The following is a 26585-nucleotide window of genomic DNA, read 5'->3' on the forward strand; positions in this document are numbered from 1 at the left end:
CCCGGTCCGCCGCCATGGCACGCACTGGGCGGCGTTGCCCCCGCTCGAAAGACCCCGGTATGCCTTCGCGGGGGCGCCTTGCCCAGCACGCACCCTGACGACGGACCAGGGACGAACTATCGGCTCAGACCACTAGTCCGTATCGCAGACAGAGCCATGTGATCTGCCTCATGTCTTACGGTCAGGGTGGGGTTGCGGTGTCTCGACTTGACCCGAGACCTCTGGACGCCGGGTGTGGTCCGCTGTTGGGTTGGCAACAGTTCAGCCACGTTGTGGTGGGCGCCTTCGGCTCTCGGTAGATCCCGCTGGGCGGGCCCTGCCCGTCCCTGGAACGGATCCCCCGAATGAAGCAGATCGTGTTCGTCGTCGCCGGTGCCCTGGCCCTCCTGGGCATCGTCGTCTTCAGCGGACGTCTCTCCGACCCTGTGCCCCATGCGACCGACCAGGCGAGTGCCTCGGTCGCCGGCACCCTTCGGATCGGCGTCGACAGCGCCGAGCCCGCCTACTACAAGGTCGGTGGTGTGGCCAAGGGCTTCGACTACCAGATGGCGCGCAGCGTTGCCGAAGGCATGGGCGCCAAGCCGGAGTTCGTGGAGATGGAGGTCAACGAGCTCTTCCCGGCCCTGAAGGCGGGCAAGATCGACATGATCGGAGCGCAGGTCACCAAGACCGAGGAGCGCGAGCGGGGATTCGACTTCAGTGCGCCGTACTTCGTCACGTACGTCTCCTTCCTCGCTCCCGAGGGGTCGGCCATCCGGACGCGCGAGGATGTCAACGGCAAGAACATCGCGGTCGTCGACGGCACCGTCCACGAGCAGTACCTCGAGGAGCAGTATCGAGGCGTCAACATCATCAAGGCCCGGGACGCGGATGCCGCGGTCAGGTCGATCGGGCGAGGCGAGGCCGACGCGTTCTTCTACGGCGCGCCGTTCTCTCGGTCGATCATCAAGGGTGCGCCGATCCCGTTGAAGGAGCCCATCGTCTATCAGGCCCACGAGGCGCCGATCGGGTTCGTGATCCGGGAGGGCGACCCGCGCAAGGGGCAGATCGACGACGTCCTCGAGGACATGGTCCTCAATGGGGAGTGGCTGAAGATCAAGACGGACTACTTCGAGGCATACCCGCTCTCGGAGGTCTTCTCGGAAAAGGGCGTCTGAACTTCCGATTGCCTGCGTTTGGTTCCGGTCAATGATGACCGGCTCACTTTGGTGAACGATCGATGTGATCTACATCACGCATGCGCCGGGGTTTGACTCACGGAACGTCACGATGATGTTCGAAAACCTGGACGCGGGGGAGCGGACAGGTGTTTGATGCAACATCATCCGGCCACTCCTGGCCACACGTCTCGGTCTCGGCGCCGACGTGCCCGGCTTGCCCCACCATCCCGGAAAAACAGGACTCGTTTCGCATGAACCAGATCAAGTACGTCATTGCCGGCGCCCTGGCACTCCTAGTGGCGCTCGTGCTCGGCGGGCAGCTCTCTGACCCCGCCCCGAACGCTACCGACAAGGAGAGCGCCGCCGCGGGAGGCACGCTTCGGATCGGCGTCGACGGCACCGAGCCGGCGTACTACAAGGTCGACGGGGTGACCAAAGGCTTCGACTACGAGATGGCGCTCGGTGTCGCCGAGAGCATGGGCGCCAAGCCGGAGTTCGAGGTGATGGACTTCAACGAGCTCTTCCCGGCCCTCGCGACGGGCAAGATCGACATGATCGGCGCCCAGGTCACCGAGACCGCGGAACGGAAGCAGGACTTCGACTTCACCGCGCCGTACTTCGTGACCTACCTGTCCTTCCTTACTCCCGAGGGTACTGCCATCAAGACGCGTGGTGACGTCAACGGCAAGAACGTCGCGGTCGTCGAGGGCACCATCCACGAGCGCTACCTCGCCGAGCAGTACGAGAACGTCAACATCGTCAAGGCCAAGGACGAGGACGCCGCGGTCGATGCGATCCAGAGCGGTGAGGCGGACGCATTCTTCTACGACGCTCCTTACACCGCTCCGATCATCAAGCGAGCGCCGATCAAGCTGAAGGAGTCGATCGTCTACCCGGCCGACGACGCACCTATCGGGTTCGTCATGCAGAAGAACGACCCGCGCAAAGCGCAGATCGACCAGGCCCTCGAGGACATGATCCTCAACGGGGACTGGCTGAAGATCAAGAAGGAGTACTTCAAGGAGTACCCACTCTCCGAGGTCTTCAAGGACAAGGGCGCCTGATCCCGGTCGCCCCGTTTTGGGGCGCTTGAAGTCCAGTAGCCTACGATGCCAGCCGACCCGGATCGGGCCAGGTCACAGCGTCAAGGCGCAGTCCACTCCCCCCAACCAGGACGTCGCATGAAATCCCTGAAGTTCATACTTGCTGGCGCGGTCACCCTTCTGGTGATCCTCATCGTCGTCTCGAACACCGTCGAGCCGGGCAGCCCCTCCAGCGCCAAGCGCAGCAGCGCCGCGGACGACGGGAAGTTGCGGGTCGGTGTCCTGAACAGCACCCCGGTCTACTACACCGAGGGCTCGAAGGCGAAGGGCTTCGACTACGAGATGGCCCTCGAGGTCGCCCAGACCGTCGATATCAAGCCGGAGTTCGTGCCGATGGACTTCGCCGACCTGTTCACCGCTCTCGACAAGGGCGAGATCGACATGATCGCCTCCCAGGTCAGCGTGACCGAGGAGCGCGAGGAGGCCTACGACTTCTCGCACCCCTACTTCGTGACCTACCTGTCCTTCACGACCCCGAAGGACTCGCCGATCAAGAAGCTCAAGGACATCAACGGCACCCGGGTCGCGATAGTGGACGGCACAGCGCAGGAGAGCATCCTCAAGGCGCAGTTCCCCAAGGCCGAGATCGTGAAGCGGAAGAACGAGCCCGCGGCGCTGAAGGCGGTCGCAGAGGGCAAGGCCGACTCGTTCTTCTACGACGCGCCGTTCACCGAGGGTCTGATCAAGCACGCCCCCATCCCGATGGAGGAGCGGATCGTCTTCCCGTCGGACAAGGCACCGATCGCCTTCGTCTTCCGCAAGGGCGACGGGCTCCAGGACCAGGCCAACAGCGCGCTGGACGACATGATCATCAACGGGACCTGGCTGCGGATCAAGACGGAGTACTTCAGGGAGTACCCGCTCTCGGAGCTGTTCCGTGAGCAGGGCGTCGAGTAACTCGCGCCGTCGGGCGAAGGGCGCGCCCCACCCGCTAAGGTTCCGGGCATGAGCGAGCGACAGCGAACGACAGTAGGCCTCAGGTCGTCGCCCCCGTATTCTTCGACCCTCACGACGGAGGCGACGGTATGAGCGCCGGACTCTTCGCACTGCTCGATGACGTCGCCGCCATCGCCAAGCTCGCTGCCGCATCTGTCGACGACGTCGGCGCGGCCGCGGGCAAGGCCTCGGCCAAGGCCGCGGGCGTCGTCATCGACGACACCGCGGTGACCCCGCAGTATGTCCACGGCATCGCCGCCGAGCGCGAGGTGCCGATCATCAAGAAGATCGCCATCGGCTCGCTGCGCAACAAGCTGCTGATCATCCTCCCGGTGGCGCTGATCCTGGCGCAGTGGGCACCATGGGCGATCACCCCGATCCTGATGCTGGGCGGCGCCTTCCTCGCCTTCGAGGGCGTCGAGAAGGTGCTGGAATGGGTCCGGCCGCACGAGGACGCGCACGATACGCCGGTCGTCGAGGTGGGTCCCGAGGCCGAGAAGACGATGATCTCGGGCGCCGTACGCACCGACCTGATCCTCTCCACCGAGATCATGGTGATCGCGCTCAACGAGGTAATCGACCAGGGCTTCTGGATGCGTCTGGGCGCCCTGGTGGCGGTCGCGTTCCTGATCACGATCGTGGTCTACGGCGTGGTCGCCCTGATCGTGAAGATGGACGATGCCGGCCTGTCGCTCTCCCAGCGCTCCAGTGCGTTCTCCCAGCGCCTCGGCCTGGGCATGGTCTCGGCCATGCCGAAGGTGCTCGCCGCGATCTCGGTCATCGGCACCATCGCGATGCTCTGGGTCGGTGGTCACCTGATCCTGGTCGGTGTCCACGACGTCAACGGCCTCGCCGCGGGTCACCCCGGCTGGGCGTGGCCCTACGACACCGTCCACCACCTCGAGGAGGAGGTCGCGCACGCGCTCGGTTCGGTGGGCGCTGCGGCCGGGTGGCTGGTCAACACCTTCTTCTCCGCGGTCATCGGCCTCATCGTCGGTGCGGTCGTGGTGGGCGTACTCCACCTGCTTCCCTTCGGGAAGAAGCACTGAGCGCAGGTCACCTGATGATCACCTCGCGTTTGCCGCTCAGGATTACCGCAGACCGCCGGGGCCGCTTGTAGTCTGAGGAGACCCTGCGTGGGAGATCCCGCTGGTGCGCAGATGCGCGACGCAGGCCCGCAATTCTTCGGTAAGGAATAACCATGGACTACAAGGTTGCCGACCTGAGCCTGGCCGAGTACGGCCGCAAGGAGCTCTCCCTCGCCGAGCACGAGATGCCGGGCCTGATGGCCATGCGCGAGCGCTACGGCACGGACAAGCCGCTCAAGGGCGCCCGCGTCGCCGGCTCGCTGCACATGACCATCCAGACCGGTGTTCTGATCGAGACGCTGACCGCTCTGGGGGCCGACGTCCGCTGGGCCACCTGCAACATCTTCTCCACCCAGGACCACGCTGCCGCCGCGGTCGTCGTCGGTGAGGGCACTCCCGAGGACCCGAAGGGCACCCCCGTCTTCGCCTGGAAGGGCGAGACCCTCGGGGAGTACTGGGACGAGGCCGAGAAGGTCTTCGACTTCACCGACGAGGCCGGCAACAAGGTCGGCCCGAACATGCTGCTCGACGACGGCGGCGACATCACGCTGCTCGTCCACAAGGGTGTCGAGTTCGAGAAGGCCGGCTCCGTGCCCGGCCAGGACTCCACCGACAACGAGGAGTTCAAGGAGGTCCTCCGGGTCCTCGACCGCTCGCTGCAGAACGACCCGCAGCACTGGACCAACATCGCCAACGGCATCAAGGGCGTCACCGAGGAGACCACCACCGGTGTCCTGCGCCTCTACGACCGGTTCAAGGAGGGCTCGCTCCTCTTCCCGGCGATCAACGTCAACGACTCGGTCACCAAGTCCAAGTTCGACAACAAGTACGGCTGCCGCCACTCGCTCATCGACGGCATCAACCGCGCCACCGACGTGATGATCGGCGGCAAGGTCGCGGTCGTGTGCGGCTACGGCGACGTCGGCAAGGGCTCCGCGGAGTCGCTGCGCGGCCAGGGCGCCCGCGTCATCGTCACCGAGATCGACCCGATCTGCGCACTGCAGGCGGCGATGGACGGCTACGAGGTCAGGGCGCTGGAGTCGGTCGTCGAGTACGCCGACATCTTCGTCACCACGACGGGCAACTTCGACATCATCCGGGTCGAGCACTTCGAGAAGATGAAGAACCAGGCCATCGTCGGCAACATCGGTCACTTCGACAACGAGATCAACATCGCCGGTCTGGCCAAGATCCCGGGCATCGTCAAGGACGAGATCAAGCCGCAGGTCCACCAGTGGATCTTCCCTGACGGCAAGAAGGTCATCGTGCTCTCCGAGGGCCGCCTGCTCAACCTGGGCAACGCCACCGGGCACCCGAGCTTCGTGATGTCGAACTCGTTCACCAACCAGACGCTGGCCCAGATCGAGCTCTTCACCAAGACGGACGAGTACCCGATCGACGTCTACGTGCTGCCCAAGCACCTCGACGAGGAGGTCGCCCGCCTCCACCTCGACGCGCTGGGTGTCGAGCTCACCGTGCTCAACCAGGAGCAGGCCGACTACCTCGGCGTTCCGGTCGAGGGCCCGTACAAGTCGGACCTCTACCGCTACTGAGCACCCGTCTGAACCCTCGCCGAGTCGGCTCGTTCTGACCGAAACCCTCGCCGAGTCGGCTCGTTATGACGAGCCGACTCGGCAAGGAATCGGGTCAGGACGAGCCGACTCGCGCGTTATTGGGTGGGCTCATGTGATGTGTCGCACGCCACTGGTGACAGAATCGGGCGTATGGCCGATCGCAGCGCTTCCGACCAGCCCGCCAAGGGAAAGGTCCTCGTCGTCGATGATGATGCCTCGCTGAGCGAGATGCTTGCGATCGTGCTGCGCCAAGAAGGGTTCGACTCACGACTCGTCGCCCGCGGTGACCTGGCGTTCAGCGCGTTCCAGGACTACAAGCCCGACGTGGTGCTGCTCGACCTGATGCTCCCTGGGATGGACGGCATCGAGGTGTGCAAGCAGATCCGCAACGAGTCGGGTGTGCCGATCGTGATGCTCACCGCGAAGGGCGACACGGTCGACGTGGTCGTGGGCCTGGAGTCCGGTGCCGACGACTACGTGGTGAAGCCGTTCAAGCCCAAGGAGCTGATCGCGAGGATCCGGGCGCGGGTCCGCCGGCACGGCGATGCGCTGCCCGAGATCCTCGAGATCGGCGACCTGACCATCGACGTCGCCGGCCACCAGGTCGTCCGTGAGGGCGAGCAGATCCAGCTGACGCCGCTCGAGTTCGACCTCCTGGAGTGCCTGGCCAGAAAGCCGCACCAGGTCTTCTCGCGCGAGGTGCTGCTGGAGCAGGTGTGGGGCTACCGCCACGCCGCCGACACCCGGCTGGTCAACGTGCACGTCCAGCGGCTCCGCTCCAAGGTCGAGCACGACCCGGAGAACCCCGAGATCGTCGTCACCGTTCGCGGCGTCGGCTACAAGGCAGGGCCCGTGTGACGCTCCAGCAGGTGACCCGGGCAGTGCGCCGGGTCCCGAAACAGCTCCTCTCGGTGTGGCGCCGGTCCATCCAGACCCGGGTCGTGGTCTACACCGTGCTGCTCACCGCGGCCGCCGTCAGCCTGGTCGGCCTCATCCTGCTGGAGCAGATCGGCGACGAGATGGTGCAGGACCGGGTCGCGGCGGCGAAGGGGGAGGCCTCCGAGGAGCTGGCCGCGGCGCGAACGAGCATCGCGGAGACCTCGGGCGCCAACGGCGGTCCGCCGCTGCAGCGCAACGATCTCGGCGATCCGATCATCCAGCGCAGCGTCTCGCGGGGCTACGGCGTGGTCATCGCCGGTCCGGTCACGCCGACGACGGGGCTGATCAGTGACGACGGCGTCGAATGGACGCCGGGCCTCGACGTACGCAGCGTCCCTCGCGCCCTGGAGAACCAGTTCCAGGCGATACGTGCCGAGCCGTCGTGGACCTATACCCGGATCTCCTACGACGACGGCGAACGGTCCTCGACCCCCGGCATCGTGATCGGGTCGCAGCTGGAGCTGCACGACGACACGTACAACATCTACTTCCTCTTTCCGATGGACCAGGAGCAGGAGACCCTCGGCGTCCTCACCCGTGGGCTGCTGGCCGCGGGCGCGATCCTGATCCTGCTGATCGGCGTCGGCAGCTGGATCGTGACCCGCCACGTCGTCACCCCGATCCGGATCGCCCGCAGGACCGCCGAGCGGCTCGCCGCGGGCCGCCTCGAGGAACGGATGGTCGTCCACGGCGCCGACGACCTCACCGGCCTGGCGATCTCGTTCAACCAGATGGCCAGCGGCCTGCAGAACCAGATCAGACAGCTCGAGCACCTCTCCCGCATCCAGCGACGGTTCAGCTCCGACGTCTCCCACGAGCTGCGTACGCCGCTCACCACCGTCCGCATGGCCAGCGACGTCCTCCACGAGGCCAGGGAGAGCTTCGACGCGCCGACGGCCCGCGCGGCCGAGCTGCTGCAGACCGAGCTGGACCGGTTCGAGACGCTCCTGGGTGACCTGCTCGAGATCAGCCGCTTCGACGCCGGGGCCGCGGTGCTCGACCTCTACGACACCGACCTGACCGCGGTGGCGCAAGCCGTCGTCGAGGCGTACGCGCCGCTTGCCGACAAGCGTGACATCGAGCTGAAGATCATCGCTCCGGACCATCCGTGCATCGCGGAGGTCGACCATCGCCGGGTCGAGCGGATCGTGCGCAACCTGGTCGCCAACGCCACCGACCACGCCCTCATCGGCCAGACCGTCACCATCAGGGTCGACAGCGATGACCACGCCGCCGCGCTCACGGTGCGCGACCACGGCGTCGGGCTCGCCCCGGGGGAGACGGCGCTGGTCTTCAATCGCTTCTGGCGCGCCGACCCCGCCCGCGACCGATCCAGCGGCGGCACGGGCCTCGGCCTGTCGATCTCGCTCGAGGACGCACACCTCCACGGCGGCTGGTTGCAGGCCTGGGGGCGCCCGGACCAGGGAGCGCAGTTCCGCCTCACGCTGCCGCGCCATGCCGGTGCGGCGCTGCGGCACAGCCCGCTCCCGCTCGTACCGGTGGATGCGCGCGACACCCTGGAGGCATCGTGAGATCCGCCTTCGCTGCCATTCTGACCGCCGTCGCGCTCGCCGTCTCGGCCTGCTCGGGCGTGCCCGACTCGGGCCCCGTGAAACGCGTCGACCTGGCGGCGCCGGACGCGCAGGAGGAGGTCATCCCCTACAACCCGGGCGCTCCGCGCGTGGGTGCCTCACCGGGCGAGATCGTGGACGGGTTCCTCGACGCCATGAAGGCCACGCCGATGAGCACGGCGTACGCCCGTCGCTACCTCACCAAGGGGGCGGCGATGCAGTGGGCACCGGCCGGCCGGACCCTGGTCTACGGCGAGCTCGGCAGCCACGTCAGCTCCTCGCCACGGGTGTCGGTCGAGCTGGAGGACGCCGGCTGGCTCGATGAGCGCGGCGTGTGGCGCGGCGCGTTGGCCAAATCGGAGGCGATCCTCGACTTCGAGCTGACCCGCACCGAGGGGGAGTGGCGGATCAGCGCGGCGCCGAACGCCCTGGTCGTCGAGGAGGACTGGTTCCTGACCCACTATGCGCGCAGCAACATCTACTACGTGGAGCCGGCCGGCCGGACCCTGGTGCCGGAGCCGATCTTCGCCCCCAAAGGCACCTCGTACGCCACCACGCTGGTCTCCAGCCTGCTGAGCGGCCCCGGGGAAGAGGAGCAGGGCGTGATCCGCAGCGCGCTCCCGGCCGCGGCGAAGGAGCCGCGCTCGGTGGACGTACGCGACGGGGTCGCCGAGGTCGACCTCGCCGGTGACCTGGGAGACCACAGCTCCGAGGACCTCCGGCTCATGGGCGCCCAGCTGGCCTGGACCCTGCGGCAGGACACCAGCGTGGAACGCATCCGGCTCACGATCGACGGGGAGCCGGTGATGCTCCCCGGCTACGGCGAGACGTTCAACGTCGAGAACGGCGGCGGCTACGACCCGAACGGCACCTCGTCCAGGGTCGATCTCTATGCATTGCGCGGTGGCGCGCTGGTGACCAGCACCGGTGAGAACGACGACCCGTGGGTGCCGGTGCTCGGCGGCTGGGCGAGCTCTCATGGGGTGACCGACGTCGCGGTCAACGCCGAAGGTTCCAAGGCTGCCGCGATCACGGCCGACCGCACCGGCGTCCTCGTCGGCCGGTTGAGCAGCGACGCCGAGCTCGGGCCGGCGCCGGTGACCGGCACCCGGCTGCTGCGGCCCACCTGGGACCTGGCCGGTCGGCTGTGGTTGGTCGACAAGGCTCCGACCGGCGCCCGGGTGATGTACGTAGACGGTGACCGTCTCGTCCGCGTCGCCGTGCCGGGAGTGACGGGCGAGAACGTGACCCGGTTCCTGGTCTCCCGTGACGGCACCCGGTTCGTCGCGGTGATCGACGGTGAGTCCTCGGACCGCATCGTGGTGAGCCGGCTTCAGGCCACCTCGAAGGGCGAGATCACCACCGCGACCTCGGCGGTCCTGTTGCCGCACCCCGACGCCGAGACCATGCAGGTCACCGACGTCGCCTGGACCTCGCCGACGACCATCGTCGCGGTCCAGCAGATCAGCTCGACCGCCCTCTTCCAGTCGGTCTCGCTCGACGGCGCGCCCAGCGGCGAGCGCTACACCCTCAGCGACCGGGTCACCGGCGTCGTCGGCTCCCCGGTGCTCTCGGCCCGCCTCTACGCCATCTCGGGCTGGACCCTCCTGGACCCGCTCGACAGGTTCGACCTGGCCCTGCCCTCCGACCTCTCCGACGTGACCTACCAAGGCTGACTCACGCTCGTTGTCCACAGCCTTATCCACAGGTACGCCGTATCCGGTTGCCCCACGGCCGATGCCCTGATCGACTCGGGCCATGAGCAACCGCCTCGTCGACGCCTGGCACGACCTGGTCGTCGGCGGCACCTGTGTGGGCTGCCGCCGCCCGGGCCGCCTGCTCTGTCCCGCCTGCCGCGCAGGCCTCCCGGCCCGAGCGCACTCGAGCCCACCGACTCCGGCGCCGGCCGGCATCGTCCCCGCCTTCGCCGCCGGCGCCTACGAGGGCACGCTCAAGCAGCTCGTCATCGGTCTCAAGGAGCATCAGCTCCTCGGGCTCCGCAAGCCCCTCGCCGACCTGCTCGCGCTCTCCGTCCTCGAGGCCCTGGCCAAGACCGGCACCGGCGCTGGCACTGGCACCGGCGCTGGCTCCGGCCCGGGCGCCGGCACGACGATCCTCGTCCCGGTCCCGTCGCGACCAGCATCCGTCCGAGAGCGCGGCCTGGACAGCACCTCGGCGATCACCCGCGGGGCAGCCTCGGTCCTGAGACAGCTCGGGGTCGGCGTACGTCATCATCAGCTGCTCCGCACCAGGCCCGGTGTCGCCGACCAGGCCGGGCTCGACTCCCGGCAGCGGCAGGCCAACCTCGACGGCTCGATCACCTGCCCGGCGTCCGGCATCCGGACACTCGCCAGGATGACACCGCGGGCGACGTTCATCGTGTGCGACGACGTGATCACGACCGGCGCGACTGCGCGCGAGGCCCAGCGAGCGCTGGAATCGGCCGGGCTCCACGTCAAGGCCATCGCGACCGTAGCGGCCACCCAGCGTCGGTCTCGTGTTCAAACGTAGGAAACCACCATGTAATTCTTGAGAAGCCCTTTCCTGGGACACCGGGGCGAACTACCGTCACTACATGGAGTCCGCCTGGGTCCGTGGTTGCGTCGCAGAGAGGTCCGCAGTGCGGGCATCCGAGCGGCAAGCCGATGCCAGTCGCAGGCGAAGCGGTCCACGTAACCCTACGCACCCAGATCTTGGGGCAAGGGGATCACGGTGCGGCTTAGAGATAAGTCCTGCCCATGCCATCTCGTCAGATACGGGAACCGGCACGGAGAAGGTGGAGTGGCACCAAGCTGCTAAGCCTCAGCAGGCGATTGTGGGGTCGAAGACCAGGTCGGCCAGGCGGACTCCTTATCCCGGAGGTCGCATGAGCTGATCGTCCGGGATTCCACCAACCCCCAAAACACCGGGAGGTACCCATGGAAGTTGTCGTCACGGCCCGCAACGCTGAGGTCTCAGACCGCTATCGCGCCCACGTAACAGAGAAGCTCGCGAAGCTCGAGAAGCATGACCACCGCATCATCCGGATCAACGTGGAGGTCGACAACGAGCCCAACCCGCGCCAGCACAAGGGCGCCGTGCACGTCGAGCTCACCGCGCACTCGAAGGGTCCGGTCATCCGGGCCGAGGCGTGTGCCGAGGACAAGATGGGGGCGCTGGACCTGGCTTTCGACAAGATGGCTTCCCAGATGCGCCGCGCCGCCGACCGCCGCAGGGTTCACCGCGGCCGTCGTACGCCGGTTTCCGTGGGACAGGCACTGGCGGGCATCGAGCCCGACGGCCTGGCAACGACGTCCGAGAGCGACGAGTTCGAGGACGACACGGTGCGTGAGCACCAGGTCGGCCCGATCACCGTGACGGGCGAGGGGCCCTTGGTGGTCAGGGAGAAGACCCACTCCGCCGAGCCGATGACGCTCGACCAGGCGCTCTACGAGATGGAGCTGGTCGGACACGACTTCTACCTCTACGTCGACAAGGACTCGACGAGACCGTCCGTCGTCTACCGCCGCAAGGGATACGACTACGGCGTGATCGCGCTCGACCGCACCGATCTCGTCTGAGGACAGCGACGCTCGTCTGAGGACGAAAAGCGTCTGAAGCACACTGGCCGGGACTTTCCTATCCCCTGGATGGGGGAGTCCCGGCCATTCCCTGTCCATTCAGGGGATACGTGCCATGATGCATTCGTGCCATCTACCTCTGGTCCTGATCGTGAGCCGATCCGTGTCTTGGTCGTCGACGACCAGGAGCTATTCCGTAGAGGACTGGTCGCGCTGCTCGCGAGCGAGCCCGGCATCGAGGTCATCGGTGAGGCGACCAACGGCATCGAAGGCACCGAGCGCGCTGCGGCCGCCGCTCCGGATGTCGTGCTGCTCGACGTACGCATGCCCAAGCAGACCGGCCTGGAGGCCTGCGTCGCCATCAAGGAGGCCGTGCCCTCGGCCAACATCATCATGCTCACGGTCTCGGACGAGGAGGCCGACCTGTACGACGCGGTCAAGGCCGGCGCGATGGGCTACCTCCTCAAGGACTCCTCGATCGACCAGGTCGCCCAGGCGATCCGGGTCGTTGCCGACGGCCAGTCCCTGATCAGCCCCGCCATGGCGGTCAAGCTGATGGAGGAGTTCAAGCAGATGTCCTCCCCGGACCGCTCCCCGGTCCCCGGCCCCAAGCTCACCGACCGCGAGCTCGAGGTCCTCGGTCTGGTCGCAAAGGGTCTCAACAACCGCGAGATCGCCAAGCGGCTGTTCATCTCGGAGAACACCGTGAAGAACCACGTACGCAACATCTTGGAGAAGCTCCAGGCCCACTCGCGCATGGAGGCGGTCATGTACGCGGTGAAGCAGAAGCTCCTCGACGTCAACTGAGGCGGGCCGCCGCGGGCATTTTCCCGCCATGGCGGGATTGTGCGGGCGGGTCGGACGCCGGCGGGCGGCATTTTCCCGCCATGGCGGGAAAATGCCTGGGGTCGCAGCGGCCGCTCCGATAGGGTCGGCGCCAGCGTCGCGTGCCGGTGGCAGACCGTGTCAGGCATGGAGGCGCCGGACACGAAGGAGATCGACTGATGTTGTCGTCCCCTTCGCCCTCACGTGACTGAGGGCGAGAAGACCAGGCTGATCGCCTGGAGCAACGAGATGCGCAACGTGCACGAGCGCCTGCGCAAGGCCCTGCGGGTCACGCAGGAGGCCATCGCCGCGGGAGATCCCGCCGAGCCTGCGGCTCGCGCGACCTGCTGCTGTTCTGCCACGGGTTCTGTGCTGCCCTGACCGGCCATCACGAGGGCGAGGACCGGGAGCTCTTCCCGGCGATCGCACGAGCCCACCCCGAGCTCCGGGAGACGATCCGCTACCTGGAGCAGGACCACTCCATGATCGGCCACCTCCTCGACGGCCTGCAGGCCGCCGTCGACCAGGCCGCCACCCCCGAAGACCTCGGGAAGCACCTCGAGGGCATCGCCGCGATCATGGAGTCCCACTTCCGCTTCGAGGAGCGCAAGCTGCTCGGGGTGCTCGAGGGCCTGGCGCTGGATGCGGACGTGGGCGCGGTCTTCGGCCCGCTGTCCCCGGGTCAGGTCGCGTCGGGTCATGGCGGAGCGTGGAGATCGGCGCCGGGTGCCGCGCTCGCCCTCCAGCGGGCGCACACCTCCAGGGCAACGACGGTACGGTCACCGCCATGGACATGAACTCCTATCAGCAGGCGGCCCTGCGGACCGCGGCGAGGAAGGACAAGCCCAACGAGGTGTTCCACCTGCTGCTGGGGCTGGTCGGGGAGACCGGGGAGATCGCCGAGAAGGCGAAGAAGATCGTGCGGGACAGCGCCAGCGACTTCACCGGGTGGGAGCGGGAGGATCTCGCCAAGGAGCTCGGCGACACGCTTTGGTACCTCGCGGTGCTGGCCGATCACTTCGACATCCCACTTGCTGATGTCGCGGAGCTCAACATCAAGAAGCTCGCCGACCGCCAGCAGCGCGGCGCTCTGGGCGGCAGCGGAGACAGCCGCTGAGGGATCTCGTCGGGTGGCGGCCACAAACGTCGGCCAGTGAGGGCACGACACGCCGCGTCTCGGCGTGTCGCACGTCGGACCGGCACCTCGGATGGCCGCTGCCAGATCGCGTTCCGGATCCCCGCATGATGTGAGTCCGGTTTCCGGACGGCTCCTGTCCGGAACCGGCTCTAGAGTCGATACCGTGCCATCGCCCACCTCCCAGACAATCAGCCGCTCCCAGGCCCGCCGGATCGCGCTGGCCGCGCAGGGGTTCGCCGACAAACCCCACACGGCCCCCACGATGCGTACGTTCCAGCGCACCCTGGAGCGGACCGGCGTCCTCCAGGTGGACTCGGTCAACGTGCTGCAGCGGGCGCACTACATGCCGCTCTACAGCCGGATGGGGGCGTACGACACCGGGCTCCTGCATCGTGCCAGCAAGGGGCAGAGGGACCGCCGGATGGTGGAGTACTGGGCTCACGTGCAGGCGTATATGCCCGTCGAGCTGTGGCCGCACATGCAGTGGCGGATGGACCACTACCGAGCCCAGAAGGGCTCGAAGTGGTGGGGAAGCGTCCCGGAGGGGATGAAGGAGAAGGTGCTCGCGCTGGTGGCTGAGCAGGGGGCGATGACGGCACGTGAGGCGGCCAAGCATCTCGATGACGCCGGGCCGCAGAGCAAGGACCACTGGGGGTGGAACTGGTCCGACTCCCGCAAGACACTCGACATCCTCTACATGTTCGGCGAGCTGGCGATCTCGCACCGCAACGACCAGTTCGAGGTCGCCTACGACCTGCCCGAGCGCGTCATCCCACGGATCCACCTCGATGCTCCGACACCGTCGAAGGAGGAGGCCCACCTCGAGCTCGTCCGCCGTGCGTCGAGGTCGCACGGCGTCGGCACCGCCAAGGACATCGCCGACTACTTCAGGATGCGCGTCGACGACACGACCGCGGCACTCAACCTGCTCATCGACGCCGGCGAGGTGGAGCGGGTCACGGTCGAAGGCATCCGCAAGCAGGCGTACCTCTTCTCCGGCAGCCGCCTCCCGCGCCGCATCGGCGCCCGCGCGCTGCTGAGCCCGTTCGACCCGCTGGTCTGGGAGCGGGAGCGCACCGAGGCGCTCTTCGACTTCTTCTACCGGATCGAGATCTACACGCCGGCGCCCAAGCGGATCCACGGCTACTACGTGCTGCCGTTCCTTCTCGGCGAGCACATCGCGGCCCGCGTGGATCTGAAGGCCGACCGCAGGAGCGGGGTCCTCCAGGTCAAGGGCGCGTACGCAGAGCCGGGCTCGCCCGAGAACACGGCCGTCGAGCTGGCGGCCGAGCTCGAGCGGCTCGCCGGTTGGCTGGGCATGGACACGATCGAGGTCGATCCCAGGGGCGACCTGGCTGCCTTCCTCGCCGTCGCCTGCCGGTGACGACCGTCGGGTGGGTAGAGTGACCGTGCTATCTGTCTGCCGCTAGTAGGAGCCCGCCACCGTGGCAATTCTCGACAAGATCCTTCGCCTCGGCGAAGGCAAGATCCTTCGTGAGCTCGAGGCCATCTCGAAGGCCGTCAATGCGATCGAGGACGAGTTCGTCGCGATGAGCGATGACGAGCTGCGCGGGATGACCGACGAGTTCCGGCAACGCCTCGAGAAGGGCGAGGACCTCGACGACATCATGGCCGAGGCGTTCGCCACGGTCCGTGAGGTCACCAAGCGGGTCCTGGGCCAGCGTCACTACGACGTGCAGGTCCAGGGCGGTGCGGCGCTCCACCTCGGCAACATCGCCGAGATGAAGACCGGTGAGGGCAAGACCCAGACCGCGGTGCTGCCGGCCTACCTGAACGCGCTCGCCGGCAAGGGCGTCCACATCGTCACGGTCAACGACTACCTGGCCAAGTTCCAGGCCGAGATGATGGGCCGCATCTTCGGCTTCCTCGGACTCAAGGTCGGCGTGATCCTGCCCCAGATGACCCCGGCGCAGCGGCGCGAGGCCTACAATTGCGACGTCACCTACGGCACCAACAACGAGCTCGGCTTCGACTACCTGCGCGACAACATGGCCTCCTCGATGGAGGACCTGGTCCAGCGCGGTCACTTCTTCGCGGTCGTCGACGAGGTCGACTCGATCCTCATCGACGAGGCCCGCACGCCGCTGATCATCTCGGGCCCGACCGACGACGACGTGAAGTGGTACGACGAGTTCTCCACGATCGCCGCGACCATGGACGGCATCGACGTGACCGGGTGGACCGACGCGACCCGCAGGGAGAACTATCTCGAGATCGCGCGCTCCGACTACGAGGTCGACCGGAAGAAGCGCACCATCGCGGTCCTCGAGCGCGGCATCACCAAGGTCGAGGACCACCTCGGCATCGAGAACCTCTACGAGGCCGTCAACACCCCGCTGATCTCGTTCATGAACAACGCGATCAAGGCCAAGGAGCTGTTCCGCCGCGACAAGGAGTACGTCGTCCAGAACGACGAGGTCCTGATCGTCGACGAGCACACCGGCCGGATGCTCGCCGGTCGCCGCTACAACGACGGCCTGCACCAGGCGATCGAGGCCAAGGAGGGGGTGAAGGTCCGCGAGGAGTACCAGACGCTCGCGAGCATCACCCTGCAGAACTACTTCCGTCTCTACGAGAAGCTCTCCGGCATGACCGGTACGGCGATGACCGAGGAGTCGGAGTTCGACAAGATCTACCAGCTCGGTGTGGTCCCGATCCCGACCAACAAGCCGATGATCCGCGACGACCAGGCCGACCTCGTCTACCGCACCGAGGTGGCCAAGTACGACGCCGTCGCCGACGACCTCGTCGAGCGCCACAAGAAGGGCCAGCCGGTGCTGGTCGGCACCGTGTCGGTGGAGAAGTCGGAATACCTCTCCAACACGCTCAAGAAGCGCGGCGTCCCGCACACCGTGCTGAACGCGAAGTACCACGCCGACGAGGCCAAGATCGTCGCGCTGGCCGGCCACAAGGGCGCCGTCACCGTGGCCACCAACATGGCCGGTCGAGGCACCGACATCATGCTCGGTGGCTCTGTGGACTTCCTGGCTGACCAGGAGCTTCGCAAGCAGGGCCTGGAGCCCGCGGGCGAGACCGCCGAGGCGTACGAACAGGGCTGGGCGCCCACCGTCGAGCGGATCAAGGCGCAGGTCGCCGCCGAGCACGAGGAGGTCACCACGCTGGGTGGCCTCTACGTCCTGGGCACCGAGCGCCACGAGTCCCGGCGTATCGACAACCAGCTGCGCGGTCGTTCGGGACGTCAGGGTGACCCGGGCGAGTCCCGCTTCTACCTGTCGCTGGAGGACGACCTGATGCGCCTGTTCAAGGGCGAGTGGGTCGACCGCATCCTGACCACGCTGAAGATCCCCGACGACGTGCCGATCGAGGCCAAGTCGGTGACCAAGTCGATCGCCAACGCGCAGACCCAGGTCGAGGGCCAGAACTTCGAGTCCCGCAAGAACGTCCTCAAGTACGACGATGTCATGGACCGCCAGCGCAAGGTGATCTATGCCGAGCGCCGCGAGGTCCTCGAGGGCGCCGACCTCGAGGAGCAGATCCGGGAGTTCATCGACGACGTCGTGGCCGGCGTCGTCACCGGAGCGACCCAGGACTACGCCGAGGAGTGGGACCTCGACCAGCTGTGGACCGACCTCAAGCAGATGTGGCCGGTCTCGGTCGACCCGGACGCGCTGATCAAGGAGGCCGGCGGCAGCAAGGACGACCTCGACCGCCAGGAGCTCATCGAGGTCCTCAAGAAGGACGCCCAGGACGCCTACGACCGCCGCGAGGAGGAGATCGGCGACGAGGGCATGCGCGAGGTGGAGCGCCAGGTCGTGCTCTCGGTCCTGGACCGCAAGTGGCGCGAGCACCTCTACGAGATGGACTACCTGCGCGAGGGCATCGGGCTGCGGGCCTACTCCCAGCGCGACCCGCTGGTGGAATACCAGCGCGAGGGCTTCGACATGTTCACCGCGATGATGGACGGCATCAAGGAGGCCGCGGTCGGCTACCTGTTCAACCTGGAGGTCCAGGTCGAGCCGGCAGAGCCGGAGTTCCACTACCACCCCGACGGCACCCGTCACGCCGGCCCGATGCACGAGGGTGCTCTCGCCGAGCCTCCGGTCGGTGTCGGTCAGGCCGGCGGCCTCGGTGACATCTCCGCCGCGCTGAAGGCCGAGGCGGACGCCGCGGGCCGCACCCCGAGCGGCTCGCCGCAGATCCGCGCCCGGGGCCTGCAGAAGCCGGCCACTCCCAAGCACCTCGCCTTCTCCGGCCCCGACGAGCAGGGCCAGGCCGAGGCGCAGAACAACACCGTCAGCAACGCCGACGACCCGTTCGCCAAGGTCGGCCGCAACGAGTCCTGCCCCTGCGGCTCGGGCAAGAAGTTCAAGCAGTGCCACGGCCGCCCCGGCGGCCCGACCGGGCTCACCACCCGCGTCAACGGCTGAGGCCACCACTCTCAGCAGCGAACCCGTGGAGCGCTGTACGTACCTGGTACGTATAGCGCTCCACGGGCTATCGTCGTTCTGTGACGGAGACGGTCGATGATGGTGAGGCCGAGCGGGTCCATGCCGCGGGACTGCTCGCCTCGCAGCTCCGGATGCAGGACGGAGTCGCTTCGTACGCCCAGCTCATCGCCGGTGGGGTGACCCGGATCGACATCGAACGCCGACTGCGGCGCAACGAGCTCCGCCGCGTCCATCCTCGCGTCTATGCCGGTCACACCGGCCCGCTCACCTGGACACAACGAGCGTGGGCGGCGGTGCTGTACGCCGAACCGGCGTTCCTGTGCTGGATCAGCCTCGAGCAGCCGAAGGGCCGCGATGCCGGAGACCCCATCCACGTTGCGATCGACAAGTCGCGCCGGGTCAGGCCTCAGGACGGTCTGGTGATCCATCGGCTCGCCGACCTCGCTCCGAGAACGTACGGTGGCACGCCTCCCAGGCTCAACGTCGAGGACAACGCCCTGATGATGGCGCACGAGGCCCGCAAGGAGGTCGACGCGATCGCGGCGTTCGCCCAGGTCGCGAGCAGGACCTACGTCACCGCCGCTACGCTGCGCGCCGCCCTGGAGCGTTATCCGTCGCTCCGTCGCAGATCACTCATCGCAGGGATGATCGACGACCTGGAGGCAGGCACCCACTCCGTACTCGAGCACGGCTACCTCGCCAAGGTCGAGCGCCCGCACGGTCTGCCGGCGGGGAAGCGGCAGGCCCTGCGGGTGGGGCCGAGCGGCAGCCAGTTCCGCGACGTCGAGTACGCGGCGTACGGTCTCGTCGTCGAGCTCGACGGAGCACTGGGGCATGAGTCGTGGCGCGACCAGGCACGCGATGCCGATCGGGATCTCGACGACCTCGCTCAGCTCGGCTCGGTCACCGCGCGGTTGCGTTGGCACCAGGTCTTCGACACTCCGTGTCGTACGGCAGCGCGGGTCGGCAAGATCCTGGCCCGCAACGGCTGGCCAGGCCCGGTGCGTCGGTGCGGTGACGCCTGCGACATGGCCAAATGCTGAAGGTGTGGAGCGCTATACGTACCTGGTACGTATAGCGCTCCACGGGCTATCGTCGTTCTGTGACGGAGACGGTCGATGATGGTGAGGCCGGGCGTCAGTCGTAGTGCCCGAAGTTGAGCACGGTGCAGATCCAGTCCTGGCTGTTGCGCTCGAAGCGGACCGCGAGCGCCCGAAAGCCCTCGCCGAACTTGATGGTGACGTTGGCCTCGACGATGTCGTCGGAGACCTCGTAGACGTGCGAGCGTTGCACTCGTGGACGGATCGGCTGGTTGCGGCCGGTGCCGGGGTCGTACGCGCCTGAGCGAGCGGTGAGACTGGCCCGGTATCTCAGCTCGGCGTAGACGTCCTTGGTCGTCCAGCGGACCAGCTGGCTCGCGGGACGGTCGCCGCCGACGACCTCGGCCGCCTTCTGGGCGAACTGAGGGATCCAGCCGCGCAGATGGCCGTCGGCCGGGACGATGGGGATCGGTGGCGAGACGGCGTCGTCGCCATCGTCGGGATCGTCGCCGAACGGGCGAGGCGGGTCGAGGCGTGGCTGGAGGTCGAAGCCCAACATGCCTTGGACGTCGGCCAGGGGCACTTCATTCGGTGGCCGGGGCGGTCCCGGCTCTTCTTCGGGGTCTGGTTCCCGAGACGGTAGAGCGCTCATGGGAGCAAGCTCCTTTCATCGCAGTCAACCTCCTCTTACCCAAGATTTTGGTTTCTAAACCAATGGGTAACAAAAAGGTGCTGATGTGACGAAAGGAGACAGGAGTGACCGGCTAGGTGCTACGTCGCCTGGTCGTCGTACGGCGGAATCTCGCCGGCCAGGAGAGGTTTGGGCGCCTTGGCGCGGGCCTCCTCCTGCTCGATGTCGGCGAGAGCGTCCTGGATCTGCTTGCTGACGATCCGGCGGGGGTCGAGGTCGCGCAGCTCGAGGTCCTGGTAGGCAGGCCCCAGCTCGCCGCGCAGGTCGTCCCGTGCGTTGTTGGCCAGGTTGCGCACCTGGTGAAGGATGCGGGCGATCTGCCGTGCCATGTCGGGGATCTTGTCCGGACCGAAGACCAGGATCGCGATCACGACAATGACGGCGAGCTCCGCGAAGCCGATGCCGAACACGGAGGTGAACCTACAGGCCTACGGCTTGGCGGTGGGAGTGAGGCCCAGTTGCATGCCGGCGAGGCCGCGGCCGCGGCCGGAGATCGTACGTGCCACCTCGGCCAGCACCTTGGCCGACTCGGCGGTCGGGTCGGACTCCACGATCGCCTTCCCGGCGTCGCCCGACTCGCGCATCGTCTGCTCCAGCGGGATCTGGGCCAGCAGCGGCACCTTCGAGCCGAAGCGCTGGGAGAGCGTGTCGGCGACCCGCTGGCCACCGCCGGAGCCGAAGACCTCCATCTTGGAGCCGTCGGGCAGGACCAGCCAGGACATGTTCTCCACGACGCCGACGACGCGCTGGTGCATCATCTCGGCCATCGTGCCGGCGCGCTCGGCCACCTCGGCGGCGGCCTCCTGCGGGGTGGTGACGACCACGATCTCGGCGTTGGGCAGGTGCTGGCCGAGCGAGATCGCCACGTCGCCGGTGCCCGGGGGCAGGTCGAGCAGCAGCGCGTCGAGGTCACCCCAGTAGACGTCGGAGAGCATCTGGACCAGCGCCCGGTCGAGCATCGGTCCGCGCCAGGCAACCACCTGGTCGCGGCGCGGCTTCAGCATCCCGATCGAGATCACCGAGACGCCGGAGGCGGTCGGGACCGGCATGATCAGGTCGTCGACCTGGGTCGGGCGCGAGTCGGCCACGCCCAGCATCGCGGGCACGGAGTGACCGTAGATGTCGGCGTCGACGATGCCGACCTTGAGGCCCTGCTGGGCCAGCGAGACGGCCAGGTTGACCGTCACCGACGACTTGCCGACGCCGCCCTTGCCCGACGCGATCGCGAAGACCTTGGTCAGGGAGCCCGGCTGGGCGAAGGGGATCTCCCGCTGTGCCTGGCCTCCGGTGAGCGACTCACGCATCGACGTACGCTGCTCGTTGGTCATCACCCCGAGCTCGAGCTCGACGCCGGTGATGCCGTCGACCGATTCGAGCGCCTGGGTGGTGTCGCGGTTGATCGTGTCCTTGAGCGGGCAGCCGGCGACGGTCAGCAGGACCTTGACGCTGACGACCCCGGCGTCGTCGATCGACACGGAGTCGACCATCCCCAGCTCGGTGATGGGTCGTTTGATCTCCGGGTCCTGAACGGTCGCCAGGGCTGCGTTGACACGGTCGAGAAGCGGGCTACTCACAAGGACCAACCCTACGTCGTGCGTGGGGAGTCCCCAGCATCGCCCGAAGGCTGGTCGGTCCCGTCCCGGTGCCGGTCGCGCTCGTCCAGCTCCTCGAGGAGGAGCCGGAGCTCCGATCGGAGGTAGTCGCGAGTGGCGACCTCGCCCAGCGCCATCCGGAGCGAGGCGGTCTCTCGGGCGAGGAACTCCATGTCGGCCTTGGACTGGGTCGCGATCCGGCGATCCTGCTCGGCGATCACGCGGTCGCGGTCCTCCTGACGGTTCTGCGCGAGCAGGATCAGGGGTGCTGCGTACGAGGCCTGCAGACTCAGCGCGAGCGTCAGGAAGATGAACGGGAACTCGTCGAAGCGCCACTCGTACGGGGTCAGGGTGTTCCAGGCGACCCAGATGAACACGACCATCGTCATCCAGGCGAGGAACCGGGCGGTGCCCATGTAGCGGGCGAAGGCCTCGGCGAAGGACCCGAAGGCGTCGGCGCGGAAGGTGGGTCGCCTGACCAGGGGACTGCGCAGCTCGCGCGGGGTGTCGAGACGGCCTCGTGCGGCGCGTGTGTCAGCCACGGCGTGCCACCTCCGGCGGGATCACCTTGTTGGGCCTGGTGTCTGGACGGGTGTCTGGACGGGGCTCGGTGGGTGACTCCTGGCGGGCGAGGTTCTCGCGCCAGTTCTCCGGGAGCAGATGGTCGAGCAGGTCGTCGACGGTCACGGCGCCGGCGAGGTGCCCGTTCTCGTCGACGACGGGCGCGGCGACCAGGTTGTACGTCGCCAGGTGGGCCGCGACCTGCTCGGTGCTGTCCTCGGGGCGCAGCGGCTCCAGGGAGTCGTCGAGCGCGCCCGCGACCAGCGTGGACGGTGGCTCCCGCAGCAGCCGTTGGATGTGGGCGATGCCGAGGAACTTGCCGGTCGGCGTCTCCAGCGGCGGGCGGCAGACGTAGACGAGGGCGGCCTCGGCCGGGGTGAGGTCGGGGTTGCGCACCAGCGCGAGCGCGTCGGCGATGGTGGCGTCCGGGCCGACGATGACCGGCTCGGGCGTCATCATCGATCCCGCGGTGTCCTCCTCGTAGGACATCAGCCGGAGGACGTCCTTGGCCTCCTCGGGCTGCATCAGCTCGAGCAGGAGGGTGGCGGTCTCCTCGGGCAGCTCGGCGATCAGGTCTGCGGCGTCGTCGGGCGACATCTCCTCGAGCACGTCGGCCGCTCGCTCGGAGTCCAGCGCGCGCACGATGGCGACCTGGTCGTCCTCGGGCAGCTCCTCGAGCACCTCGGCCAGCCGCTCGTCGTCCAGCGCGGCGACGACCTGGCGCTGACGCTCGGGCGGAAGCTCGTGGATCATCGTCGCGGCGTCGGCCGGGCGCATGTCGTGGATCGCCTGGACCAGGTGGGTCGCGGCCTGTGTGGGAGAGCGGCTGGCCAGTCCCTCGGCGTCGTTCCACTCCACCACGTGCGTCTGGCCGCGACGGCGCAGACCCTTGGCAGCCTCCTGCACGGCGACTCGGGAGAGCAGCCAGTCGCGGTTGCGGGCCTGCTCCATGCCGACGTCGTAGACGGTCCCGGAGACGCCGGTCGGGCGGATCGTGACCTGGCGGTCGAACATCTGGCCGATCACCAGGGTCTCGGTAGAGCGCTGCTGGAAGCGCCTCATGTTGAGCAGTCCGGTCGTGTAGACCTGCCCCGAGTCGATGCTCGTCACCCGGGTCATCGGCACGAAGATGCGTCTGCGCCCGAAGACCTCGACCACCAGGCCGAGCACGCGCGGCTGGCGCGCGTCGGACCTGACCGTGACCACGAGATCTCGCACCTTGCCGACCTGCTCACCGAGCGGGTCGAAGATCGGAAGGCCGACCAGGCGTGCCGCGTAGACGCGGTTGGGCGAGGTACTCACGCCGCCACCTCCGTAGCGCAGGCGCCAGAATACGGACGTGGCGGCGTGATGGTTGTTTGGTTCACTCGCTGACGCTCGCTCACGGCCCAACGTTATGACATGAGCCCCACCAGGCCGCTTCGGCGCTCACGGGGCGTCGCGGAACGCGAATTCGATGAACTATCCGAACCGCACCGGACGAAGGCGGCGATCTGGGAGAGGTGTGTGTTACAAAAGTTATCTATGTGATCAGTGTGACCGGTCACCGCTGCTGCGAAGGGGACCCGAACAGATGCGTACGCAACCTCTTGTCATGTCGTTTGGACGCCGTGCTGCCAGGGCCCTGCTCACGACGGGGCTCGCCATCGGACTCGTCGGTGGCGCGCTCGTCGCCGTGCAGGCGCCGCCCGAGCCGTCCGCCCCGGGTGCCGCTGACCTGCAGACCGTCTCGTACTCGCCGCCGAGATATCGGATGATCCAGGCCAACATCAAGGCGAGCATGGGCACGGCCAGGTTCAAGAAGGACGTGCGGAAGGTCGTCGGCAGGTCGCCCGACTTCATCACCTACAACGAGGTGAACGGCCGCCGGACCGCGCTGCTCGAGCCGGGCCGCTACCGGGTGTGGCGCAAGGGCGGCAGCCCGTATAAGTCGGCGACGGCCGTGGCCTGGGACAACAAGTCGTGGGCCGCGACATCGAAGGGCATCCACCAGATCAGCAACAAGCACGGCAAGCCGCCCGGCCAGAGACTGCACTGGGGGATCAGGTACGCCAACTGGGTGACCCTCGAGAACCGGGCGACCGGCCGGAACGTCTCGGTCGTCGCCACCCACTTCGCACCGAAGTCCAAGCGCTACGGCGACCTGATCCGCCCCTCGGCCCGTGCATTGAACGTGCTGGTCAAGGCACTGGCCAGGCGGGGGCCGGTGATGGTCGGCGGCGACCTGAACGTGCAGTACGCCGGCTCGCGCTATCCGCGCGAGATCTTCGCGGCCAAGCACCTCGTCCCGACCTACGACGTCACGCAGCAGGCACTGGTGACGCACGGACGAAAGTCCACCATCGACTACGTGCTCGCCCGCGGGATCGCCAGGTTCGCCACCGGCAACCAGCGTGCGATCGGTCTCGAGTCGGACCACAACGCGGTCAGCGTCGACTTCTCGCCGCTGCCGGTCACCTCGACGGCGGGCTCCGATCGGGTCCGGTTCGGGCGAGGTGTCGTAGTCACCGATCCGGGGATGAGCGCCGCCGAGGAGCAGAGCGTGCTGCGTACGGTCCTGAAGGCGATCAACAGCACCAAGCGTGGCCAGGTCGTCCACCTGGCCACCCGGGTCGTGACGAATGCCAGGGTGGTCAGGGCGCTGAAGCGGGCCAAGTCGCGCGGCGCGCAGGTCCAGGTCGTCACCGCGGAGCGGACCACGACGTCCCAGATGCGCTCGCTGCAGCGGGTCCTGGGCAAGGATGTGGACAAGAAGAGCTGGGCGGTGACGCGTCCGCGGGGCTATGACCGCGCCGGACTCAGGGCATCGGTGCTGCTGGTCAGCAGGGCCGGCGCCACCCCGGCGTTCAGCTTCAGCTCCAGCACCCAGATGTCCGCCTCGGCCGGGACCGGGGAGCGGTCCGGCTACCTGAGCGTTAGCAGGGCGACGTACGACAAGCTGCTCACGCCGTTCTTCGCCGCCGCTGGACGGCGGTCCTGAGCTCGGCTCGAGAGAGTTAGGGTCTATCCGGACGGTGCTGTGTGCGGCACTGTGGGATTCCTCACCCGGCGCTTCCGGTTACTGATTGGTAACCTGCCGCCGTGAGACGTCATGGTGGTCTCGACAGGCTCGACCACCGAGAGTAGGAGAAGAGCATGGGTCGCCTAGCGGAGACAGACGGACTGACCGATATCCAGGAGGAGATCCTGAAGACGGTTCGTCAGTTCGTGGACGAGAAGATCATCCCGGTGGCCCAGGAGCTGGAGCACGCCGATGAGTACCCCACCGACATCGTCGAGGGGCTCAAGGAGCTGGGCATCTTCGGGCTGATGATCCCCGAGGAGTACGGCGGGCTGGGTGAGTCGCTGCTGACCTATGCGCTGTGTGTCGAGGAGATCGCGCGCGGCTGGATGTCGGTCTCGGGTGTGATCAACACCCACTTCATCGTGGCCTACATGCTGATGCGGCACGGCACCGAGGAGCAGAAGCAGCACTACCTGCCGAAGATGGCCACCGGCGAGGTCCGGGGCGCGTTCTCGATGTCCGAGCCCGGGCTCGGGTCGGATGTGAGCGCGGTGTCCACGAAGGCGACCAAGCAGGCCGACGGCTCCTATGAGATCACCGGCCAGAAGATGTGGCTGACCAACGGCGGCTCCTCCACCCTGGTCGCAGTGCTCACCAAGACCGACGAGGGTGCCGAGTCGGTCTACAAGAACATGACCACCTTCCTGGTCGAGAAGACCCCGGGCTTCGGGGAGACCGCGCAGGGCGTCACGGTGCCCGGCAAGATCGACAAGATGGGCTACAAGGGCATCGACACCACCGAGATGATCTTCGAGGGCCACAAGATCTCGGCCGATCAGATCCTCGGTGGCACCCCTGGCAAGGGGTTCTTCCAGATGATGGACGGTGTCGAGGTCGGCCGGGTCAACGTCGCCGCCCGCGCCTGCGGTCTGGCGATCCGTGGCTTCGAGCTCGGGATCGCCTACTCCCAGCAGCGTCAGACCTTCGGCAAGAAGATCGCCGAGCACCAGGCGGTCCTGTTCCGGCTGGCGGAGATGGGCACCAAGGTCGAGGTCTCCCACAACATGATGGTCCGCGCCGCACGTCTCAAGGACACCGGCAAGCGGATGGACGTGGAGGCCGGGATGGCCAAGATGGTCGCCTCCGAGTACGCCAACGAGGTCGTCGAGGACTCCTTCCGCATCCACGGCGGCTATGGCTACTCCAAGGAGTACGAGATCGAGCGGATCATGCGCGAGGTCAAGTTCATGCTCATCGGCGAGGGCACCTCCGACATCCAGAAGATGATCATCGGACGCTCGCTCCTCAAGGACTACAAGAGCTGAACCGGCCGGATCAGCGGGTTTGTGGGCGACGAAAGTGCACTTTCGTCG

At 67.4% G+C, this 26585-nt stretch carries 24 protein-coding genes; 19 read left to right on the forward strand and 5 right to left on the reverse strand.

The features are described 5' to 3' along the window. Window positions 1-344: 344 nt before the first annotated feature. The 17 genes from ACRDPS_RS20850 (at window position 345) to ACRDPS_RS20930 (ending at window position 19367) form a co-directional block, all read left to right on the forward strand. A complete protein-coding gene (locus ACRDPS_RS20850) occupies window positions 345-1157 on the forward strand; it encodes a substrate-binding periplasmic protein (RefSeq protein WP_431503580.1) in 813 nt (270 codons plus the stop codon). A 254-nt stretch (window positions 1158-1411) separates the two neighbouring features. After that, window positions 1412-2224, forward strand: a complete 813-nt coding sequence (locus ACRDPS_RS20855) for a substrate-binding periplasmic protein (protein WP_431503581.1) — start codon at window positions 1412-1414, stop codon at window positions 2222-2224. 117 nt (window positions 2225-2341) lie between these two features. Further along, window positions 2342-3160 (forward strand): substrate-binding periplasmic protein, encoded by an 819-nt coding sequence (locus ACRDPS_RS20860; RefSeq protein WP_431503582.1) that lies wholly within the window; start codon window positions 2342-2344, stop codon window positions 3158-3160. Between the two features lie 128 nt (window positions 3161-3288). Next, entirely contained in the window at window positions 3289-4248 is a 960-nt protein-coding gene (locus tag ACRDPS_RS20865) for a DUF808 domain-containing protein (RefSeq protein ID WP_431503583.1), read from the forward strand. Window positions 4249-4400: 152 nt separating this feature from the next. Beyond that, window positions 4401-5840 carry an adenosylhomocysteinase gene (ahcY, locus tag ACRDPS_RS20870; RefSeq protein WP_431503584.1) on the forward strand — a complete coding sequence of 480 codons (1440 nt, stop codon included), beginning with the start codon at window positions 4401-4403 and terminating at the stop codon, window positions 5838-5840. Window positions 5841-6011: 171 nt separating this feature from the next. After that, window positions 6012-6719 (forward strand): MtrAB system response regulator MtrA, encoded by a 708-nt coding sequence (gene mtrA / locus ACRDPS_RS20875; protein ID WP_431503585.1) that lies wholly within the window; start codon window positions 6012-6014, stop codon window positions 6717-6719. Next, complete coding sequence (gene mtrB, locus ACRDPS_RS20880; RefSeq protein ID WP_431503586.1) at window positions 6716-8332, forward strand: MtrAB system histidine kinase MtrB; 1617 nt, start codon at window positions 6716-6718, stop codon at window positions 8330-8332. Before mtrA ends, mtrB begins: the two co-directional genes overlap by 4 nt. Then, the gene (locus ACRDPS_RS20885; RefSeq protein WP_431503587.1) at window positions 8329-10047 is read left to right on the forward strand and encodes an LpqB family beta-propeller domain-containing protein; all 1719 of its coding nucleotides are present in this window, start codon (window positions 8329-8331) and stop codon (window positions 10045-10047) included. Before mtrB ends, ACRDPS_RS20885 begins: the two co-directional genes overlap by 4 nt. Before the next feature lie 82 nt (window positions 10048-10129). After that, window positions 10130-10882: a ComF family protein gene (locus ACRDPS_RS20890; RefSeq protein ID WP_431503588.1), complete on the forward strand. Its 753-nt coding sequence runs from the start codon at window positions 10130-10132 to the stop codon at window positions 10880-10882. Window positions 10883-11289: 407 nt separating this feature from the next. Beyond that, on the forward strand, window positions 11290-11931 hold the full coding sequence (hpf, locus tag ACRDPS_RS20895; protein ID WP_431503589.1) for a ribosome hibernation-promoting factor, HPF/YfiA family: 642 nt from the start codon (window positions 11290-11292) through the stop codon (window positions 11929-11931). A gap of 126 nt (window positions 11932-12057) precedes the next feature. Beyond that, window positions 12058-12738, forward strand: coding sequence for a response regulator (locus ACRDPS_RS20900; RefSeq protein ID WP_431503590.1), 681 nt, complete (start codon window positions 12058-12060; stop codon window positions 12736-12738). A 222-nt stretch (window positions 12739-12960) separates the two neighbouring features. Continuing rightward, window positions 12961-13137, forward strand: coding sequence for a hypothetical protein (locus tag ACRDPS_RS20905; RefSeq protein WP_431503591.1), 177 nt, complete (start codon window positions 12961-12963; stop codon window positions 13135-13137). Next, window positions 13134-13553: a hemerythrin domain-containing protein gene (locus ACRDPS_RS20910; protein WP_431503603.1), complete on the forward strand. Its 420-nt coding sequence runs from the start codon at window positions 13134-13136 to the stop codon at window positions 13551-13553. The genes ACRDPS_RS20905 and ACRDPS_RS20910 overlap by 4 nt, the downstream gene beginning before the upstream one ends. Beyond that, on the forward strand, window positions 13544-13873 hold the full coding sequence (locus ACRDPS_RS20915; protein ID WP_431503592.1) for a nucleoside triphosphate pyrophosphohydrolase family protein: 330 nt from the start codon (window positions 13544-13546) through the stop codon (window positions 13871-13873). Before ACRDPS_RS20910 ends, ACRDPS_RS20915 begins: the two co-directional genes overlap by 10 nt. 184 nt (window positions 13874-14057) lie before the next feature. Then, complete coding sequence (locus tag ACRDPS_RS20920; protein ID WP_431503593.1) at window positions 14058-15278, forward strand: winged helix-turn-helix domain-containing protein; 1221 nt, start codon at window positions 14058-14060, stop codon at window positions 15276-15278. A 61-nt stretch (window positions 15279-15339) separates the two neighbouring features. Next, a complete protein-coding gene (secA, locus tag ACRDPS_RS20925; protein WP_431503594.1) occupies window positions 15340-18303 on the forward strand; it encodes a preprotein translocase subunit SecA in 2964 nt (987 codons plus the stop codon). Between the two features lie 80 nt (window positions 18304-18383). Then, entirely contained in the window at window positions 18384-19367 is a 984-nt protein-coding gene (locus ACRDPS_RS20930; RefSeq protein WP_431503595.1) for a hypothetical protein, read from the forward strand. Between the two features lie 94 nt (window positions 19368-19461). Here the strand turns inward: ACRDPS_RS20930 and ACRDPS_RS20935 are convergent, their stop codons facing one another. The 5 genes from ACRDPS_RS20935 to ACRDPS_RS20955 all read right to left on the reverse strand — a co-directional run bounded on the left by ACRDPS_RS20935 (window position 19462) and on the right by ACRDPS_RS20955 (window position 23510). Continuing rightward, on the reverse strand, window positions 19462-19923 hold the full coding sequence (locus tag ACRDPS_RS20935; RefSeq protein ID WP_431503596.1) for an Rv3235 family protein: 462 nt from the start codon (window positions 19921-19923) through the stop codon (window positions 19462-19464). A gap of 212 nt (window positions 19924-20135) precedes the next feature. After that, window positions 20136-20465, reverse strand: coding sequence for a sec-independent translocase (locus tag ACRDPS_RS20940; protein WP_431503597.1), 330 nt, complete (start codon window positions 20463-20465; stop codon window positions 20136-20138). 18 nt (window positions 20466-20483) lie between these two features. After that, the gene (locus ACRDPS_RS20945) at window positions 20484-21629 is read right to left on the reverse strand and encodes an Mrp/NBP35 family ATP-binding protein (RefSeq protein WP_431503598.1); all 1146 of its coding nucleotides are present in this window, start codon (window positions 21627-21629) and stop codon (window positions 20484-20486) included. A gap of 11 nt (window positions 21630-21640) precedes the next feature. Beyond that, window positions 21641-22189 (reverse strand): DUF1003 domain-containing protein, encoded by a 549-nt coding sequence (locus ACRDPS_RS20950; protein WP_431503599.1) that lies wholly within the window; start codon window positions 22187-22189, stop codon window positions 21641-21643. After that, window positions 22182-23510, reverse strand: coding sequence for a magnesium transporter MgtE N-terminal domain-containing protein (locus ACRDPS_RS20955; protein WP_431503600.1), 1329 nt, complete (start codon window positions 23508-23510; stop codon window positions 22182-22184). The genes ACRDPS_RS20950 and ACRDPS_RS20955 overlap by 8 nt, the downstream gene beginning before the upstream one ends. Before the next feature lie 292 nt (window positions 23511-23802). Here ACRDPS_RS20955 and ACRDPS_RS20960 point away from each other — a divergent pair, with 292 nt between their 5' ends. Together ACRDPS_RS20960 and ACRDPS_RS20965 are read left to right on the forward strand one after the other, a co-directional pair. Further along, a complete protein-coding gene (locus tag ACRDPS_RS20960) occupies window positions 23803-25188 on the forward strand; it encodes an endonuclease/exonuclease/phosphatase family protein (protein WP_431503601.1) in 1386 nt (461 codons plus the stop codon). A gap of 155 nt (window positions 25189-25343) precedes the next feature. Next, window positions 25344-26537 carry an acyl-CoA dehydrogenase family protein gene (locus tag ACRDPS_RS20965; protein ID WP_431503602.1) on the forward strand — a complete coding sequence of 398 codons (1194 nt, stop codon included), beginning with the start codon at window positions 25344-25346 and terminating at the stop codon, window positions 26535-26537. Window positions 26538-26585: the final 48 nt, after the last annotated feature.

The sequence above is a fragment of the Nocardioides sp. genome (assembly GCF_050699375.1).
Classification (GTDB): Bacteria; Actinomycetota; Actinomycetes; order Propionibacteriales; family Nocardioidaceae; genus Nocardioides.